Below are 18,619 nucleotides of genomic sequence, written 5' to 3'. Positions count from 1 at the left end.
ACGGGTGGAACCGGTCGCGGTGGTCGGGATCGGATGCCGCTTCCCCGGCGACGCCGGCTCGCCGGACGCGTTCTGGGACCTGCTCTGCGCCGCCAGGAACACGACCCGGCCGCTGCCCGCCGAACGCTGGCGCCCGTACGAGAACCACAGCCCCGAGTACGCCGCCGCGCTGCGCGACGCCGTACGCCACGGCAGCTTCCTGAACGACATCGAGGGCTTCGACGCGGAGTTCTTCGGCCTGTCGCCCCGCGAGGCCGAGCTGATGGACCCGCAGCAGCGCATCCTGATGGAGACCGCGTGGGAGGCCCTGGAGCACGCCGGCCTGCCGCCGCACGCGCTGGCCGGCACCGACGCCGGCGTGTTCGTCGGGGTCTGCACCGCCGACTACGGCGGCCGCCTGCTGGAGGACCTGCCCCAGATCGAGGCGTGGACCGGGATCGGCGCCGCGACCTGCGCCGTCGCCAACCGCATCTCCTACTCCCTGGACCTGCGCGGCCCCAGCATGGCCGTCGACACCGCCTGCTCGGCGTCGCTGGTCGCGCTGCACCTGGCCGCGCAGAGCCTGCGGCTCGGCGAGAGCGACGTCGCCCTCGCCGGCGGCGTCAACCTGCTCGTCACCCCCGGCCAGACCCTCACGCTCGGCACCGCCGGAGCTCTGGCCCCCGACGGGCGGTCCAAGTCGTTCGACGCCGCGGCCGACGGCTACGGGCGCGGCGAGGGCTGCGGCGTGGTCGTGCTCAAACGGCTGTCCGATGCGCGGCGCGACGGCGACCGGATCCTCGCGCTCGTCATCGGCAGCGCCGTGAACCAGGACGGGCACACCAACGGCATCATGGCCCCGTGCGGCGCGGCCCAGGAACACGTGATGACCAGGGCCTGCCGCCAGGCGGGCATCTCGCCCGCCACGGTCGGCTACGTCGAGGCGCACGGGACCGGGACCAGGCTCGGCGACCCGCTCGAAGCGGAGGCGCTGGCCGCCGTGTACGGCACGGGACGCCCGCCCGGCGACCCCTGCCTCATCGGCTCCGTCAAGTCCAACATCGGGCACCTCGAAGGCGCCGCCGGCATCGCCGGCGTCATCAAGGCGGTGCTCGCCCTCGATCGCGGCGAGATCCCTCCGAGCGTGCTGACCACCCCGAACCCGGCCATCTCGTGGGAGACCTCGGGGCTCCGCCTCGTGACCGAACGGTCGGCCTGGCCGGAGCGCGGGCATCCCCGGCGGGCAGGGGTGTCCAGCTTCGGGTACGGGGGCACGGTCGCGCACATCCTGCTCGAACAGGCCCCACCGCCGGCTTCGGAGCCGCCCCGGGCGTCCCGGGTTTCCCAGGGCCAGCGGTTGTTCCCGCTGTCGGCCGCGTCGCGGACGGCTCTGCGGCGGTACGCGGGCACGCTGGCCGACCGGCTCGACGGGCTCGACGTGGCTTCGGTGGGGCACACGCTGGCGCTGCGGCGTTCCCACCTGGCCCGCCGGGCCGTCGTCATCGCGGACGGCAGGGGCGAGCTGGCGGCGAACCTGCGCAGGCTCGCCGAGGACCTGCCGTCCGAGGACGTCCTCACCGGGGACGTGCTGCCCGACCCAGGCCCCGGGCCCGTCTGGGTGTTCTCCGGGCAGGGCTGCCAGTGGCGCGGCATGGGGCGGGAGCTGCTCGCCACCGAGCCGGAGTTCGCGGCCCTGGTCGACGAGGTGGAGCCGATCTTCGCCGAGGAGATCGGCTTCTCCCCCCGGCAGGTCCTGACCGAGGGCGAGCTCGACGGGATCGACCGCGTACAGACCATGATTTTCGTGATGCAGCTGGGCCTCGCCCGGCTGTGGAACGCGTACGGGGTGGGCCCCAAGGCCGTCATCGGGCACTCCGTCGGCGAGATCGCGGCGGCGGTGACGGCCGGCGCGATGTCGGTCGCCGACGGCGCGCGCCTGATCTGCCGCCGGTCCCGGCTGCTGCGCCAGGCCGAGGGCAAGGGGGCCATGGTCATGGTCGGCCTGCCCTTCGAGGAGGCGGCCGGGCGGCTGGCCGGCCGTACCGATCTGGTCGCCGCGATCTCGTCGGCGCCCGGCTCCACCGTCCTGTCCGGCGACGTCGCCGCGGTCGAGGCGGTGCTGAACGAGTGGCCGGCCGAGGGGATCGTGGCCCGCCGGGTGGCGTCGGACGTCGCCTTCCACAGCCCCCACATGGAACCCCTGGCCGTCGAACTGGCGGCGGCCACCGCCGATCTCGCGTTCGGCGCTCCCCGCATCCCCATGTACACGACCGTGCTGGCCGACCCCCGGTCCACGCCCGTCCTGGACTCCGCGTACTGGGCGGCGAACCTGCGGGACCCCGTCCGGCTGGCCGCCGCGACCCAGGCCGCCGCCCAGGACGGCTACCGCGCGTTCCTGGAGATCTCCCCGCACCCCGTGGTCGCGCACTCCATCACCGAGACGATCGAGGAGGCCGGGTTCGAGGACGTGTTCGTCGGCACGTCGCTGCGCCGCAACCAGCCGGAGCGCTCGACCCTCCTCGCAGCGGTGGGCCTGGCGCACTGCCACGGCGTCGAGGTGGACTGGAGCCGCCTGCAGCCGTCCGGCGACCTGGCCGACCTGCCGCCGTACGCCTGGCAGCACCGCCGCCACTGGCGTGACGCCTCGGCCGGCGACGACGAGAACCGTGGCCACGACGTGCACTCCCACACCCTGCTCGGCGCCGGGACGAGCCTCGCGGGCAGCCGCTCACGGCTGTGGCGCACCAGCCTGGAGGACGCCAACCGGCCCTACCCGGGCAGCCACGCGCTCAACGGGGTCGAGATCGTGCCCGCAGCCGTGCTGGTCAACACGTTCCTGCACGCGGTGGCGGGCGCTGACGGGGCCGTGCCCGTCCTGACCGACGTGGAGATGATGCATCCGCTGATGACGGCGGAACGCAGGCAGATCCAGATCGTCCACGAGCCTCCCGCGATCCGGCTCGCGGCACGCACCCCGGCCGGCCCCGGCGAGCCGGAACCCGCCTGGCTGGTGCACGTCACGGCGTCCGTGGCGGCTCCCGGCGATGCGGCGGCCAGGAGCAACGGAGCAGTCCAGGGCAATGGGGCGGCTCGCGGCAAGGGGGCGGCTCACGACCATGCGGCGGCTCACGGCAATGGGGTGGCGGCGGGCCGCGCACCTGCGCTGCCGGACGTGCTCCCGGAGGCCGGCACGACCGGTCTCACCCCCCTCGACACCGGCTTCGTGCACCGGCGCCTGGCCGCGGTCGGCGTCCCCGCGACGGGCTTCGAATGGACGATCCAGACGTTGCTGGGCGGAGAAGGAGTACTACGCGCCACAGTCCGCACCGGACACCCGGACGACACGTACCCGGATGACGGACAGGCAGGTAACGGGCAGGCGGAGGGCGGGCAGGCCGTCAAGGCGCCGCTGACGTGGGCACCCGCGCTGGACGCGGTGATGTCCGTGGCTCCCTGCGTCTTCCCCGGCGACCCGGTGCTGCGCATGGTGGTGCACATCGACGAGGTGGCCCTGACCGGCACCCCACCGGAGACCGTCATCATCCACGCGGCCGTCGACCCGGCGGGCGACGACACCGTACAGGCTCTCCTGGCCGACGCCGACGGCCGCGTGGTGGGACACCTGTCCGGACTCCGCTACCCGGTGATCGACGCGCCGGCGCCGGCCGAGGAGGAGCTGCGGGAACCCGCGGACTCCTTCGCCGGCCTACCGCCGGACGAACTGCGCGAGCACGTCCAGACGGAGGTCCGCGCGGAGATAGCGGCCGTGATGAGGCTGGACACCGAGGACCTGGCGGTCCGGCGACCCCTCATCGAGCAGGGGCTGGATTCGGTGATGACGGTCATGGTCAGGCGGCGGCTGGAGAAGCGCTTCGGCTGCCGGCTCCCCGCGACCCTGCTGTGGCAGCAGCCCACCATCTCCGCGATCGCCGATCACCTGGTGGGTCTGCTCACGACGCGGAAGCCGAGACAGGACGCCGCGCCCGAGGCCGTCCTCGAGAGCGTGCCGGCGTTCGGAGGCTGAGACCCGCCGCCCGCGGCGTTCAGAGGAGCCGGTTGCGGGCGTAGCCGGCGGCCTCGGTGCGGTTGCGTACGCCGATCTTCGCGAAGGCGTTGTTGATGTGCGTCTTGACCGTCGTCGCGGCGATGAACAGGCGGGCGGCGATCTCGGCGTTGCTGAGCCCGCGCGCGATCAGCCGCAGCACCTCCACCTCCCGCACCGTCAACCCGTCCGGACAGACGGTCACCGGCTCGGCGGCACCCCGGGACAGCACCTCGACCAGCCGCTTGGCCGCCGCGGGCGAGAACGTCGACTGCCCCGCGGCGGCCGAACGCAGCGCCGCGGCGATCTCGGCCCGCCCCGCGTCCTTGGTCAGGTAACCGCGCGCCCCCGCCAGCAGCGCCGCGTCCACGGACCGGTCGTCGTCGTACGTGGTCAGCACCACGACGGCCACCCCGGGATACTCGCGGGCGATCCGCCGCGTCGCCTCCACACCGTCCATGACCGGCATCCGCAGGTCCATCAGCACCACGTCCGGCCGCAGCTCCGCCACCAGCCCCAGCGCCTCCTCACCCTGACCGGCATCCCCGACGACCTCGACGCCGTCCACCAGGTCCAGCAACGCCACGAGCCCTTCGCGCATCACCTGCTGGTCATCCACCACCAGCACCTTCACTCCGGCACCTCCGCCCGTACCTCCCACGTCTCGCCCGAGGGACCGGCACCCAGCGTCCCACCCGCCAGCGCCACCCGCTCCCGCATCCCGGTCAGCCCGTACCCGCTGTGGTGCCCCGGCTGTTCTCCCGTGTGCTCCTGGGTGGGAAGGGGGTTGCGGACCGTCAGGCGGACGGAGTGCTCGCCGTACGACAGGCCGAGCGTGACCGGCCGGCCCGGGGCGTGCCTGGCGGCGTTGGTGAGAGCCTCGCGGGCCGTGCGCAGCAGGCAGACCTCGGCAGCAGGGGTGATCGGCCGCCGCGTCCCCGTCGTGCGCAGTTCGGCTCGTACGGAGTGGTCGCGGCGGTGCTCGGTCACGAGCAGGCCGAGCGCGTCCGGCAGCGGGGGCACGTCCTCGCGCAGCGCCGCCACCGCAGCCCGTGCCTCCACCAGCCCTTCCCTGGCGAGCCCGCGCGAGCGGCGGATGCGGGCCACCGCGCCCTCCACGTCCCCTCGCTCGGTCAGCAGCGCCTCGGCCACGTCGAGCTGCACTCCCAGCGCACCCAGGGAATGCGCGAGCACGTCGTGCAGCTCCCTGGCGATGCGGGCGCGCTCGTCCAGGGCCATGGCACGGGCCCGGTCCTGGAGGGTGCGGCGGTACTGGCGGCGGTGCAGCGCGAACAGCACCGTGCACACCATCACCATCCCCTGGACCACGATCGACGTCCGCGGCCGGTCGAACCAGACCAGGCTCCCGGCCATCAACCCCAGGTCGATCGCGGTGACCAGGCAGATGGTCGTCATGCTCGGCGCCATGTGCGCCGCATACAGCAGCAGCATCGCGAACAGGAACACCGTCGGCGCCGCCGACTCCGACCCCGTCACCGTGGCCGCCACCGCGGACCCGGCCGCGAGCAGCGCCGTAGGCGCCACGGGGACACGCTCGGCGAACGAGGCTCTGATGCGCGCAGCGATTCGGCGGCTGGAACGCGTCTCGTCGGGTGGCGTCCGGTCAGGGGTGGGGGAGCGGTCGTCGAGTGGGGCCTTGGTGGGGTAGCGGCCGTCGAGGAGGACGAACGCCAGCCAGCAGGCCATCGCGACACCGAGCGCCGACCACACGAGCGCCGCCGCCCGGCCCGGCGAGGCGACCACCAGCGACCAGGCGAGGACCAGGGTCAGCAAGGCCCTGGTCAACCGCCCGGTCTCGGGGTCGTCGGCGGCCAGCAGCCGCTTGACCCGCCCCCACACCTCGCGCATGTGCTAGCGGGCGTCCCGCAGGCTGAGAATCATGTCCACCAAGATAAGCCGGAACGCGAGGAACCCGATGACCACGATCACGGCCACGACGATGACCGCGATCAAGAACTTCCCGTTCACTTTGCCCCCGTTGGCGTCCAGCAGACGTTGCAGCAGTTCAAGCCGTTTGTCCATGCCGGAACGCTAAGCAGGCGGGTGGGTGGAGCGGCACCTCACATGGGTGGAGCCAAGGGTGGAGCGACCACGCGCTGGCCCGTGACGGTGTGCAGTCCTGCTTGTTGTGCCCTTACCGGGTGGGGCCGCTGCCGCGGACTCGGCCTGGTGGTTCGCGGGTCTGGCCTGGAGGGACGTGTTCCGGGCTGGGGGCGATGGCCGGGGTAGGGGTCTTGGATGGGCGGGCCGGCCTGGTTTTGACGGTCTTCTGTGGGATTGCTGGGGCGATCTTCGATGCCTCTCGGACGCCTTCCGATGGTGGTACGACGCCGCTTTCGGCTACGGGGCCGCTGCTGGGGCGGGGGGTGGCCTCAGGGATGGAGGACGAGGTGGCGGTGGGGGTCTGCGGGGTGGTTGAGGGGTGAGCGGAGGCGGTGGGGTTCGCGGGGGTGGGGGTTACCGGGGGCGAGGCCGAGTGGGGGCTGGTCGCGGCGATCGGGCGTCCGGTGCCGGGTTCGGCCGTGGGGCTTCTGCCGGCGGACCTCCTGTCGGAGGTCTCCTTGTCGGCGTCCAGCGACGGAAGGGGGTCGAGTGAGGGAGAGCTGCCGGGGACGGCGATCAGGATGGCGGCGAGCACCAGGTGGAGGACGCCCAGCAGCAGGGTGGAGATCCGCAGCGCCAGCCCTCGGCGGCGTCGCCGCTCTTCGGTCTGGTCGGTCAGCATTTCCGGCACGCTCCTGCCGATGCCATGCGGGGGTGTCCTTCGGGGCGTGTGGGGCGAGGGTGAGTCTCTTGATCTAGGCATGGATGGTCTCGGGGGTCAAGTCCATCGTACGAAGATCACAAGGGGTGACCTGCCGCACACTCTCATCTCGCGGTGCGTAGCCGTGCGCGGTACCACAGCAAGACTCCCGCTCCTGCGGCCGGCTCGCCGTGAAAGGGATTCGGCCCTTCGGTTGAGTACAGGTGTGACTGCCAACATGACCGCTCCCCGCCGGCTCCCTCACCAGGGACCTCCGAGCGACGCGGAACTGCTGGAGGCGTCGTACCGCAGGCCGGACCGTTTCGGCGAGATCTACGACCGCTACTTCGCCGAGATCCACGCCTACCTCGGCCGGCGGCTGGACCGGCAGACGGCCGACGACCTCGCGTCCGAGGTGTTCCTCACCGCGTTCAGGAAGCGTAGGACCTTCGACAGGGAACGCGGCGAGGTACGCCCCTGGCTGTACGGCATCGCCACGAACCTGATCGCCCTGCACCGGCGCACGGAGACCAGGAAGCTGGCGGCGTTGCGCCGCAGCTCCGCGGCGGAGGAGCGGCCCGAGCACGGCCACGAGGAGCGGGTCATCAGCCGCGTGGACGCCGGGAACGAGCAGGCGCGGCTGGCCGCCGAGCTGGAGGCGCTGCCCGACGGCGACCGCGACGTGCTGCTGCTGAGCGCGCTGGGCGGGCTGAGCCACGACGAGGTGGCCACGGCGCTCGGCATCCCGTACGGCACGGTCGGCTCCCGCCTGTCCCGCGTACGCAGAAAGCTTCGCGCCGCCCTGGGCGGCGCCAACCCGCTGTCAGGAGGAACCGATGGATGACTACCGGGCGGTACGCGAGCTGCTGCCCGCGCCCCCCTTGGACCCCGAGGTCCAGCAGGCCGGCCGGGATCGACTGAACAGGGCGTTCGCCCGGGAACGGAGGTTCGGGCGGGGCCGCCGGCGGGCCGCGGGGCCGGCGCTGGTGGCCGCGGCGGCCGTCGTGATCACCGCGGCGCCGCCGCCGGCGCAGCAGGGCGCGAGGCCGGTCGCGGTCGCGCCGCTGACCGCGGACCGGATGTTGCTGGCGGCGGCCGAGTCGGTGGCCAGGCAGCCGGACGAGGGCGCCTGGTGGGGCAGCACGCTGGTGAACGGCCGCGAGTTCGACGACCCGGATCACCGCTACCGGCTGCGGCAGAGCGAGTCGGCCGAGGTGTGGATCCCGGCCGACCCGGAGGCCAGGACCTGGTACCGCACCACGTACCTGGGGGCGGAGCCCGCGAGCGCGCGGGACGAGGAGGCCTGGCGGGCCGCGGGCTCGCCCACGTCGTGGCGGTACGCGGACCCGCCCGGTCTCGTCACGCCCGAGCGGGCCGGCGGCGTCGTCAACGGGGGCGCGGGCGAGGCGAGGACCTGGTCGAGCGAGGACTGGGACTTCCGCATCGTCCTCGCCGGCGAGCCGCTGACCAAGCTGGGCGAGGTCCCGGACACGCCCGAGGGGCTGCGCGCCCTGTACGGGGCGGGCGTGGACGACCGCGCGCTGGCCGACAACGTCGTCCGGCTGCTGGTGTACGCCCCGGTGACGAGCGGGACCAGGGCGGCGGCGTACCGGCTGCTCGCCTCGCTGCCCGGGGTGACGGCGGCCGGCGCCGTGACGGACGTGCTCGGGCGGCCGGGGGAGGGCCTGGAGTATCACTCGGCCGAGCTGCCCGTGACCGGATACGCGGGCGAGACCAGGACCCGGCTGGTGATCGATCCCGCCACAGGAAAGCCCTTGTCGATCGAGACGCGTACCGCCCAGGAAGGGCGGCTCCTGGAGTACACCGCGATCCGGGACAGCGTCTGGACGGATCAGAACCCACTGAAGGAGTCGAAATGAGAGTTCTCGCAGCCGCCGTCGCGACGATGGCCGGCCTGGCGCTGGCCGGGGCGCCCGCCCACGCGGCCGAGCCGGAGGCGAAGTTCTGGCGCGTCAAGACGATCATCACGATGGAGCACCCGCGCCCGGTGGGCAGCGGGTACGCGGTGATGGAGCGCCGTGCCAGCGTGGACTGGGCGACTCCGGACGGCCGGTCGTGGGCCGCCTACCGGCCGCTGGGCGCCTATCCCAAGACGAAACAGGACGAGCAGGCGTGGAAGAAGGACGGCTCGCCGAGCTCGTGGACGTACCGCACGGAAGGCATGAAGATCACGCTGTCCACGAAGCCGGGCAAGGGCTGGGTCAAGAAGGTGGACGAGCGTCCCGCCGCGTTGATGCTGGGTGAGCGGCCGGTCACGTTCGAGCAGCTGCAGAAGCTGCCCGCGGACGCGGCCGGGATCAGGCGGTACGTCACCTCCGAGGTGAACGCCTGGATCGACAAGGCGGCCGAGGAGGCCAGGACGACCGACCCCAGGGCCACGAAGCAGGACTGGCTGGACCACCTGGACCTGTACGTGGCCGAGAGCCTGACCCGGCTCCTCTACCAGAACCCGGTGCCGCGGAAGGTCCGCGCCGCCGCGTACGAGGCGCTGCGGACCACCGAGGGGGTCAAGGACCTGGGCCGGGCCAAGGACCCCCAGGGCCGGTCCGGCCACAAGCTGGCCCTGCCCGGCGGCAAGCCGGTCAAGGGCAAGGACAGGGTGGAGACGTTCGAGGCGGGCTGGACGAACGACGCCCCGGCAGTCCCTGACGCCGGATAAGCACGAATAAGCACGAATAGGCACGGATAAAGCAGCGGGAGCGTGTTCAAATCGTTCCAAATCCCTCTGAGTGGCTGCGCTATGATCACAGCGGACGAACAGCGCTCGCGCCGCTCACGGGACTCGAGGAACGATGTCGAGCATGAAAGAGGTCGCCCGGCTCGCCGGGGTCTCCGTCGGCACCGTGAGCAACGTGCTCAACCGGCCGGAGATGGTCGCGCCCGACACCCGGCGGCGGGTGCAGGAGGCGATCGAGCGGCTCGGCTACGTGCGCAACGGCTCCGCCCGCCAGTTGCGGGCGGGGCGGAGCCGCATCATCGGGGTGGTCGCGCTCGATCTCGCCAACCCGTTCTTCATCGACGTCCTGCGCGGCGTGGAGACCGCCGCCCAGCAGGCCGACGTCACCGTGATGGTGTTCAACAGCAACAAGGACGCCGGCCGCGAGGCGGGGCTGCTGGAGACGTTCGAGGAGCAGCGGCCCCTGGGCGTGCTCATCACGCCGGTGAACGACAGGGGCGAGGAGGAGCGGCTGAGCAGGCTCGTCTCGCGCGGCATCCCGGTGGTGCGCTTCGACAGCTCGGCGGGCCACAGCGGCGGTTGCGCCGTCGCGGTGGACGACGTGCTCGGGGGCGTGCTGGCCGGTCAGCACCTGCGCGAGCGGGGGCACCGGCGCATCGCCTTCGCCGGCGGCCCGTTCACCGTCCGGCAGGTACGCGAGCGGCGCGACGGCCTGGCCCGCGTGCTCGGCCCCGACGACACGCTGACCGTGATCCCCCTGCCCGACCTCACCGTCGCCACCGGCCGCACCGTCGGCAAGGAGATCGCGGACCTGCCGCCCGGCGAGCGGCCCACCGCGGTCTTCTGCGCCAACGACCTGGTCGCGATCGGCGTGCTGCAGGAGATGACCCTGCGCGGGCTGCGGGTGCCCGCCGACCTGGCCATCCTCGGGTACGACGACATCGACTTCGCCGCGGCGGCCGCCGTGCCGCTGTCGTCGATCAGGCAGCCGCGCGAGCAGCTCGGCCAAACCGCCGCCACGCTCCTGCTGGAGGAGGCCAACCAGGCCGGCGACCACGAGCACCGCCAGGTCATCTTCCAGCCCGACCTGATGGCGCGCACCTCCACCACGGCCCACGTCCGCGTGAACGACGCTCCCGCGTGACCGTCACGCGCCGTGCCCGTGGTGCGCGGGAACGTCGAGCGTCGGATTGCGGTCGAAGAAGCCGGCCGGCTTGAGCGTGAAGCCCGTGTACTCCACCGGCATGACCGGCCAGTCCTCCGGCCGGGGAACGTGGGTCAGCCCGAACACGTGCCAGACGACGAGCGAGCGGCCGTCGAGGTCGCGGTCCGCGGCGGCGAAGGCAGGCAGCCCGGCGCCTCCCGGGTGCTGGTTGACGAGGTAACCGGCCGGGTAACGCTCGTCCGGGTCGTACGCGGTGACCCACAGGTGCCTGGTCGCGAACGCGGCCCGCGCCGCGATGGAGGAGCCCGGATCGGCCAGCAGCACCGGCCGGCCCTCGGGGTGGAGCACGTAGGCGACGGGCCGGCCGAGCGCGTTGAGCGAGGCCGGGTTGGTGATGTGCCAGGTGCGCCCGGCGGCCGGGTCCGCGTCGCGCTGGGCCTCGCCCTCCCTCGTCAGCGGGGTGCGCCGGTAGGTGAAGGCGTTGCCGCGCGGGTTGCCCGCCCCCATCGGGACGCGGACCAGCTCGACCTCCTCCACCCGGTTGTCCGGCCCGTCCACCGCCATGTCCAGGCGGGCGCAGAACAGGTGCTGGTGGTAGGGCGCGGCCAGGCCGGGCGCGACCTCCGTCGCGTACGCGGAGCCGCCCTCCGGGTAGGCGGAGGTGAACAGCACGCCGGTCGCCTTGACCTGGAGCTCGATGGTGCCGTCGAGGTAGAGGTACCAGTAGAAGCCGTAGTCGTAGTTGCCGACCGTGGTGAAGAACGACAGCACCAGGCGGCGCTGGCGGCGGACCTCCGCCGAGCCCGTCCACAGGTCCGTGTGCTTCCACAGGATGCCGTGGTCCTCCTCGTGCAGGCAGATCGCGTTCGGCAGGGTGCGCGCGGCGCCGTGCTCGTCGGCGATGACGGCGTCCAGGTAGGTGATCTCGCCGACGCAGTCGCAGCCCCGCTCCAGGGCGTTGGCGTACTGGCCGAACAGGTACTCGCCGGCGTCGAAGTAGTTCTGCCAGGAGCGGATCGGGGAGGGGTCGGCGTACGGCACGACCATCTCGGCGATCGAGGCCCGGTGGACGATCGGGCGCTCGCGGCCCGCGTCCCGGTCGTGGAAGGCGATCTGGTGCAGGACGAGCCCCTCGCGCACGTCGAAGCCGATCCGCAGCGACCAGTTCTCCCAGCGCAGCAGGTTTCCTTCGAGGGTGAAGCTGGGGCCGTCGGGCTGGGTGATCTCGATGGGCCGCTGCGTGGTCCGCGGGGCGCCCGAGACGGCGGCGTCGTCGTAGTTGCCCGAGACCGACGGGATCGGGACGGGGCCCGTGTCGATCACCTGGTCCACGGTGCGGTTGAGCACGTCCACGTACGCGACGAGGCCGTCCACGGGATGCGCCCAGGCGTGGTCCTTCTCGTGCTCCTGCACGAAGGCGAGCCCGCGCAGCATGCGGCGGCCCGACTCGCCGGGGAACTCGTCGGCGTACACGCCGGCCGACAGCGGGGCCACCCTGACCTTGGCGACGTCCAGCCCGCGGCTCTTGAGCGCGGCGATCCACCGCTCGTCGGCCGCCAGCACCTCCTCGACGATCCCGAACTCCGCGTCCAGCACGGGCGGCTGGCCGTCGACGGCGGGGTCGAGGGCGCGGTCGGCGTCGACCGTCCCCCTGGTGAGCGAGACGACCACGTCGCGCGGCGCCGCCCCGGCCAGGTCGAGGAGCAGCACCCGGACCCTGCGGTCGGGCGGGGACCCGGGCGAGTAGGCGAGCATCGCGTCCTTGGGCGGCTCCTCCAGCCCGGTGTACGCGAAGCGGGTGGTGTCCTTGATCAGCCCGGCGGCGGCCAGCACGGTCCGGGTGGCGGCGATCTCCTCGGGCGTCAGCGGGTCGAGCGGGTGCGGCGGGGTGGTCATGGCTTCTCCCTCGCGTAGAGGAACGTCGCCGTCAGCGAACACCACCGCGCCCGTGATTTCCAGAGCGGCCGTCGATTGTCCTCGCCGCCCGCCGCGTCAGTCTCCGGGCTCCTCCCGCGGGGCCAGGGCCTTGACGATCCGCGACAGCAGCGCCGCCCACTCCTCGTCGCCGACCCCGTGCAGCTCCGGGCTGACCAGCGCGCTGCCCATCCCGAGCAGCAGGCAGAAGTGCGCCACGGCGTCCGGCGACAGCTCGCGGTCCAGCTCGGCGTCGCCCTGCGCCACCCGTACGAGGTCGGCGATCCAGGTGGCCCGCTCGGCGACGTAGTCGCGCATCGGCCCGGCCACGTCCTCGTCCCTGCGCGCCGCGACCAGCGCCTCCACGACGAGGTAGCCGAGGGGGTCGCGCCGGCGGGTCAGCGTGCGCCCGATGGCGAGCAGCAGCTCCGTGGCCGACCGGTCGGGGTCGGTGACGAACAGGCTCGCGAGCTGGTGCCGCCCGTGCGCGCGCAGAGCGGCCACGAGCAGCCCGGCCTTCGAGCCGAAGTGCGCGTACAGGGCGCCGTTGCTCACCCCCGCGGCGGCGGCGATGTCCGCCACGCGCGTGCCGTCGTAGCCGCGCTCGGCGAAGACCTCGGCGGCGGCGAGCAGCAAGCGCTCGCGCGTCTCCGCGGCGGTGACTCCCGCGATGCGTCCCATGACCGAATTTAAAATTTCATTCAATTGTCCCGTCAAGCACGGACCGGGAGTCATCTCGCGGTCAGGGGAAGTCCCCGCCTGCTCTAGTCTGAACCGGCGAGGGGAGTACTTCTCAAGAGCCGGCCCGGTCAATACGGACGTCCCGCACGTTCCCGGACGGTCGCCCGCTGGGTGAAGGAGACCTCGAACGGCCGGAACTGTTCGAGGGAGGGATTCCATGTCCGCGGGGACACTTTCGTATGCCGTCGAGCTGCGCACCATCGCCTCACCGGCGCTCTGGGCCGTCACGGTGGCGGCCCTGTCGCTGCTCCTGCTGGTGGACCTGCTGATCACCCGGCGCCCGCGCGAGGAGAGCGTGCGCGCGTCCGTCGGCTGGTCGGTCTTCTACCTGCTGCTGCCCGTGCTCTTCGGCTGCTACCTGTGGGCCGCCCACGGGGGTGGCGTGGCGGCGGAGTTCTTCACCGGGTTCGTGGTGGAGAAGTCGCTGTCGGTGGACAACCTGTTCGTGTTCATGCTGCTGCTCGCGGCCTTCGCGGTGCCGCCCGCGCTGGCCAGGCGGGTGCTGCTGTACGGCATCGTCGGCGCGCTCGTCCTGCGCGTCGTCTTCATCTGGCTCGGGGCCGCCGCGCTGCAGAGCGGCACGTGGGCGTTCCTGCTGTTCGGCGCGATCCTCATCGTGACCGCGGGCAAGATCGTCAAGGACGTGCTGCGCGGCGGCGGGCACGAGGTGGACATCTCCTCCATGCGCACGGTACTGCTCGTGCGCCGCTTCGTGCCCGTCACCGACGACTACCGCGGCTCGCGGCTGGTCGTCCGCGAGCGCGGCCGGCTCGCGCTCACCCCGCTGGCGCTGGCCGCCGTCGCGATCCTGGGCACGGACATCGTCTTCGCCGTGGACTCCGTACCGGCCGTGTACGGGGTGACGGAGGACCCGTTCCTCGTCTTCGCCACCAACGCCTTCGCGCTGCTGGGGCTGCGGGCGCTGTACTTCGTCCTCCAGGGCGTGCTGACCAGGCTCCGCCACCTCAACCACGGCCTTAGCGTCATCCTCGCCTTCATCGGGGTCAAGCTCGTCCTGCACTGGGCGCACGGCGTCTGGGCGTGGGTGCCCGAGATCCCGACCCTGGCCTCGCTCCTGGTCATCGTGTCGGTCCTGGTCATCGTCACGGTGACCAGCCTGCTGGCCAACCGCCGCGACCGAGTCCGCGCCGCCTCCGCGCGGCCCGAGCCGGTCGGGGAACCGGCGGGCGAGCGCTGACCCGGCTCGCGGGGTCCCTTCCCGTCACCCCGGATTCCCGCCACGCCGGACGGCCGAAGCTTGGGGACGGCTTTGCCAAGACCCCGCCCGGTCGTGGCTACACACCCCGAGCCCGGGGAAACGTCAGTGGGGGAGATTAACCTGAGCGGTGTCGTCCCGCAGTGGGGCGGCGCCGGGCTCGGGCCCGGCTCCTCAGAGGTGAGACGTCCCAGCGGCCGACCGGAGGGGGAGCGATCGTGGGGTCTTTCGAGGGCGGTGGGCTGCCCCCGGATGACGTCGTCGTCACGGCCCTGCGCGCAGGCGACGAAGCGATGTTCGCGGCGCTGCTCGACACCTGGTCCAGGGGCATGCTCCGGGTCGCCAGGTCCTACGTGTCCACCGACCACTCCGCGGAGGAGGTCGTGCAGGACACCTGGCTGGCGGTGGTCGACGGGATCGACGGCTTCGAGGGGCGCGCCTCGATCAAGACGTGGGTGTTCCGCATCCTGGTCAACACCGCGAAGAAGCGCGGCGTGCGGGAGAGCCGCACGCTGCCGTGGAGCGCCTTCGAGCAGGACGGCGGCCCGTTCCGCGACTTCGGCGCGGCGCGGGGCGGGCAGGCCGACCTGGCGGCGGCCTGGCCGACGCCCGAGGGCGAGGCGCTGGCGGCCGAGGTGCGCGCGCTGATCGCCGAGGCCCTCGGCCGGCTGCCGCCCCGGCAGCGGGTCGTGATCACCCTGCGCGACGTGGAGGGATGCACCTCCGACGAGGTCTGCGAGATCCTGGAGATCTCCGCGGCCAACCAGCGGGTCCTGCTGCATCGCGCCCGCACGGCGGTACGCGGCTGGCTGGCGGACTACTACGAGTCCGTCAAACAGCCCGAATGACATCGCGCGGCCCCACCGGGCCCGCACAACGGCGACAATGAGTGAAACGGTTCATCCCAGAGACGAGGGCGGTCAACGTCGTGAAGCGGTTCACCTGCGACGAGCTGGCGGAACTTCTCACCGCCTACCTTGAGGACGCCCTCGACCAGCCGTCCCGCGACGGCATGCGGGCGCACCTGTCCTGCTGCGAGGGGTGCGGGCGTTACTTCGAGCAGTTCCGCGCCACCATCAAGGTCCTCGGCGACCAGCCGCCGGAGAAGTTGTCGGCGCCCGTACGCGACCGGCTCATGTCCGCCTTCCGCGAGCGCCACCGCCATCATTCGTGACACCCCCGCCCCGGCACCGTTCCCCGAAGCTCTCCCGCAACGCCGCCAGCACCTGCGCCGAGATGACCCCGTCGCGCAGGCAGCCCAAGGCCGCGATCGTCGCCAGCACCTGCGCCAGCCACGCCGAGCACTCTTCGCACGCCCCCAGATGCGCCGCGACCGCCCGGTGCCGCCCCGGCGGGAGCGCCGCGTCCAGGTAGTCCGTGAGCAGGGCCAGCACCTCGGCGCAGCCCAGCGAACCCTCCTCCATGTCACACAGTGCCCCGCGCGTCCCGACCGTTACGCGGAAATTCAGGTGTAACGATCGCGCCCCTCCCGGGTCTGTAGTCCCGTGCGCACGATCCGCGGCGCCGGCGAAGGGGAGACGATGATCGGGGTAACGGCCGAGAGCACGCCGCTGCGCGACGCCACGGAGGTGGCGGATTACGCACACCGGTGCTTCCGCCCCGCCGGCGACCGGGTGGGCGTGGAGCTGGAGTTCCTCGTCTTCGACCGGGCGGACCCCGGCGCTCACGTCCCGATGGAGCGGACCCGGCGGGCCCTGCCGGAGGAGCTGCCCGGCGGCAGCCGGGTGACGTTCGAACCGGGCGGCCAGGTCGAGCTGTCCGGGCCCGCGGGGCCGCTGCCCGACACGGTGGCCCGCCTGGCCGCCGACGTGGCCGTCGTGCGCGACGGGCTGCGCGCCGCCGGGCTGGCGCTGGGCGGGGTGGGGCTCGACCCGGTACGCCCCCCATGCCGCCAGCTCGGCCTGCCCCGCTACGAGGCGATGGCCGAGTTCCTGGGGGCGCCGTACGGGCCGCTGATGATGTGCTCCACCGCGTCGATCCAGGTCAACCTGGACTTCGGGCGCAGTCCGGCGGTCCGGTGGGAGCGGGCACACGCGCTCGGGCCGGTGCTGCTCGCCGCCTTCGCCAACTCCCCGCTGAGCGGCGGCAGGCCGTACGGGTGGATGTCCGGGCGCCAGGACGTCTGGAACAACCTCGACCCGACCAGGACCCGGCCGGTGCCGGTCACGGGCGACCCCGTCGCGGACTGGGCCGCGTACCTGCTGGACTCGCGGCTGATGCTGGTGCGGGAGGACGCCGAGCGCTACCGGCCCGTACGCGACGGCTCCACGTTCCGCGACTGGCTGGAGGGCGGCGGCGGGAGACGGCCCACGCCGGACGACCTCGCCTACCACGCCACGACCGTCTTCCCGCCGGTCAGGCCCCGGGGCTGGCTGGAGATCCGCTACCTGGACGCGCAACATCCGGAAACCTGGCCGGTGTGCGTGGCCGTGACCCACGCCCTCATCACCGACGACCACGCCGGCGACGTCGCGATGGCCGCCGTCGAGCCCCGGCAGGGAGCCCCGTACCAGGAGGAATGGGACAGAGCTGCGCGGTGCGGGCTGGCGGACCCGCGGCTCAGGACCGCCGCCGAGGCGTGCTTCCGCGCCGCGCTGGAGGCGCTGCCGCGGCTCGGCGCCGGCGCCGCCCTGACCGGCGCGGTGGCCGCGTTCGCCGACCGGCACGTGAGCACCGGCCGCTCACCGGCGGCCGTCCTGATCGACCAGGCGGCGAGGCACCCGGCCTGGCTCGACCACCACGACCCCGACGGCCCCACGCACGACCACGGACACGAAGGACGCGCATGAACGACATCAAGGAACGCATCGCCAGGGAGCTCATCGCGGTGCGCGACCGCTCGCTCGCCTACACGGCCGCCGAGGACGACCTCCTGATCCGCCAGCACTCACCCCTCATGTCCCCCCTCGTCTGGGACCTGGCCCACGTGGGCAACTACGAGGAGCTCTGGGTGCTGCGCGCCGCCGCCGGCATCACCCCGCTCCGCCCCGAGATCGACGACATCTACGACGCCTTCAAGACCCCGCGCAAGGACCGCCCCACCCTGCCGTTCCTGCGCCCCGCCGAGGCCCGCGGCTACATCGAGGGCGTACGCGGCCGCGTCCTCGACGTCCTCGACTCGATCGACCTGGAGGGCCCGTCGCCGCTGCACCGCGACGGGTTCGTGTTCGGCCTGGTGATCCAGCACGAGCACCAGCACGACGAGACCATGCTCGCCACCCTGCAGCTCTCCGGGCAGCCGGGCCTGGTCAGCGACGGCGACCTGCCGCCGGGCCGCGCCGCCGGCCCCGAGGAGGTGCACGTCCCGGCCGGGCCGTTCCTCATGGGCACCGACACGCTGCCGTGGGCCTACGACAACGAGCGCCCCGCCACCTGGGTGGACCTGCCCGGCTACTGGATCGACCGGCTCCCCGTCGGGAACCGGGCGTACCTGGCGTTCATCGAGGACGGCGGCTACGACGACCCGCGCTGGTGGACCCCCGAGGGCTGGCAGTGGCGGCAGCGCCGCGACATCACCGCCCCGCTCTTCTGGACCAGGGACGGCGGCACCTGGCACCGCACCCGCTTCGGCCGCGTCGAGCCCGTCCCCATGGACGAGCCCGTCCAGCACGTGAGCTGGTACGAGGCCGACGCGTACGCGCGCTGGGCGGGCAAGCGGCTGCCCACCGAGGCCGAGTGGGAGAAGGCGTGCGGCTGGGACCCGGTGGCGCGCCGGTCCAGGCGCTACCCGTGGGGCGAGGCCGACCCCACCCCCGACCTGGCCAACCTCGGCCACCGCGCCTCCCACCCCGCCCCCCTGGGCGCGTACCCGGCGGGGGCCAGCGCCTACGGGGCCGAGCAGCTGATCGGGGACGTGTGGGAGTGGACCGGCTCCTGGTTCCACGGGTACCCGAGGTTCCGCAGCTTCCCGTACAAGGAGTACAGCGAGGTGTTCTTCGGCGAGGAGTACCGCGTGCTGCGCGGCGGCTCCTGGGCCGCCGACCCGGCGGCGGTGCGCACCACGTTCAGGAACTGGGACTACCCGATCCGCAGGCAGATCTTCACCGGCTTCCGCTGCGCCCGATCGGAGCTGGTCTGAG

16 protein-coding genes are annotated in these 18,619 nt (G+C 72.9%); 10 read left to right on the top strand and 6 right to left on the bottom strand.

All coding sequences use genetic code 11. From position 1 onward, the window contains the following. The first annotated feature begins 4 nt into the window (after positions 1–4). Positions 5–4,003: a type I polyketide synthase gene (locus tag HD593_RS42735; RefSeq protein ID WP_312904123.1), complete on the top strand. Its 3,999-nt coding sequence runs from the start codon at positions 5–7 to the stop codon at positions 4,001–4,003. A gap of 19 nt (positions 4,004–4,022) precedes the next feature. Here HD593_RS42735 and HD593_RS42730 read toward each other — a convergent pair whose 3' ends face one another. Genes HD593_RS42730 through HD593_RS42720 form a run of 3 tightly spaced genes read right to left on the bottom strand, consistent with a single transcriptional unit; the run spans position 4,023 to position 6,064 of the window. Beyond that, entirely contained in the window at positions 4,023–4,622 is a 600-nt protein-coding gene (locus tag HD593_RS42730) for a response regulator (protein WP_185112474.1), read from the bottom strand. Between the two features lie 29 nt (positions 4,623–4,651). Continuing rightward, entirely contained in the window at positions 4,652–5,890 is a 1,239-nt protein-coding gene (locus HD593_RS42725) for a sensor histidine kinase (protein WP_185108257.1), read from the bottom strand. 3 nt (positions 5,891–5,893) lie between these two features. Further along, positions 5,894–6,064 (bottom strand): hypothetical protein, encoded by a 171-nt coding sequence (locus HD593_RS42720; protein WP_185112782.1) that lies wholly within the window; start codon positions 6,062–6,064, stop codon positions 5,894–5,896. 959 nt (positions 6,065–7,023) lie between these two features. On the opposite strand from HD593_RS42720, the gene HD593_RS42715 reads away from it, so the two are divergent. The 4 genes from HD593_RS42715 (at position 7,024) to HD593_RS42700 (ending at position 10,627) form a co-directional block, all read left to right on the top strand. After that, positions 7,024–7,629 (top strand): RNA polymerase sigma factor, encoded by a 606-nt coding sequence (locus HD593_RS42715; RefSeq protein WP_185108255.1) that lies wholly within the window; start codon positions 7,024–7,026, stop codon positions 7,627–7,629. Then, a complete protein-coding gene (locus tag HD593_RS42710; protein ID WP_185108253.1) occupies positions 7,622–8,665 on the top strand; it encodes a hypothetical protein in 1,044 nt (347 codons plus the stop codon). Before HD593_RS42715 ends, HD593_RS42710 begins: the two co-directional genes overlap by 8 nt. Further along, on the top strand, positions 8,662–9,465 hold the full coding sequence (locus HD593_RS42705; protein WP_185108252.1) for a hypothetical protein: 804 nt from the start codon (positions 8,662–8,664) through the stop codon (positions 9,463–9,465). Before HD593_RS42710 ends, HD593_RS42705 begins: the two co-directional genes overlap by 4 nt. 142 nt (positions 9,466–9,607) lie before the next feature. After that, positions 9,608–10,627 (top strand): LacI family DNA-binding transcriptional regulator, encoded by a 1,020-nt coding sequence (locus HD593_RS42700; RefSeq protein WP_246547018.1) that lies wholly within the window; start codon positions 9,608–9,610, stop codon positions 10,625–10,627. A 3-nt stretch (positions 10,628–10,630) separates the two neighbouring features. Here HD593_RS42700 and HD593_RS42695 read toward each other — a convergent pair whose 3' ends face one another. Beyond that, positions 10,631–12,544, bottom strand: coding sequence for a primary-amine oxidase (locus HD593_RS42695; protein WP_185108248.1), 1,914 nt, complete (start codon positions 12,542–12,544; stop codon positions 10,631–10,633). Between the two features lie 96 nt (positions 12,545–12,640). Next, the gene (locus HD593_RS42690) at positions 12,641–13,243 is read right to left on the bottom strand and encodes a TetR/AcrR family transcriptional regulator (protein ID WP_185108246.1); all 603 of its coding nucleotides are present in this window, start codon (positions 13,241–13,243) and stop codon (positions 12,641–12,643) included. Between the two features lie 217 nt (positions 13,244–13,460). Between HD593_RS42690 and HD593_RS42685 the strand changes: the two genes are divergently transcribed. The 3 genes from HD593_RS42685 (at position 13,461) to HD593_RS42675 (ending at position 15,693) form a co-directional block, all read left to right on the top strand. Continuing rightward, entirely contained in the window at positions 13,461–14,501 is a 1,041-nt protein-coding gene (locus HD593_RS42685) for a TerC/Alx family metal homeostasis membrane protein (protein ID WP_185108244.1), read from the top strand. A gap of 236 nt (positions 14,502–14,737) precedes the next feature. After that, entirely contained in the window at positions 14,738–15,367 is a 630-nt protein-coding gene (locus HD593_RS42680; protein WP_312904120.1) for a sigma-70 family RNA polymerase sigma factor, read from the top strand. Positions 15,368–15,408: 41 nt separating this feature from the next. After that, entirely contained in the window at positions 15,409–15,693 is a 285-nt protein-coding gene (locus tag HD593_RS42675) for an anti-sigma factor family protein (RefSeq protein ID WP_253748027.1), read from the top strand. Here the strand turns inward: HD593_RS42675 and HD593_RS42670 are convergent. Beyond that, the gene (locus HD593_RS42670) at positions 15,653–15,943 is read right to left on the bottom strand and encodes an anti-sigma factor family protein (protein ID WP_185108242.1); all 291 of its coding nucleotides are present in this window, start codon (positions 15,941–15,943) and stop codon (positions 15,653–15,655) included. The two genes, HD593_RS42675 and HD593_RS42670, sit on opposite strands and share 41 nt — an antisense overlap. A 117-nt stretch (positions 15,944–16,060) precedes the next feature. On the opposite strand from HD593_RS42670, the gene egtA reads away from it, so the two are divergent. Further along, positions 16,061–17,329: an ergothioneine biosynthesis glutamate--cysteine ligase EgtA gene (egtA, locus tag HD593_RS42665; RefSeq protein WP_185108240.1), complete on the top strand. Its 1,269-nt coding sequence runs from the start codon at positions 16,061–16,063 to the stop codon at positions 17,327–17,329. Further along, complete coding sequence (egtB, locus tag HD593_RS42660) at positions 17,326–18,618, top strand: ergothioneine biosynthesis protein EgtB (protein ID WP_185108238.1); 1,293 nt, start codon at positions 17,326–17,328, stop codon at positions 18,616–18,618. Before egtA ends, egtB begins: the two co-directional genes overlap by 4 nt. The last annotated feature ends 1 nt before the right edge of the window (position 18,619 follow it).

Source organism: Nonomuraea rubra, from assembly GCF_014207985.1.
Taxonomy (GTDB): Bacteria; Actinomycetota; Actinomycetes; order Streptosporangiales; family Streptosporangiaceae; genus Nonomuraea; species Nonomuraea rubra.
This window is presented reverse-complemented; position numbering and strand designations above follow the sequence as displayed.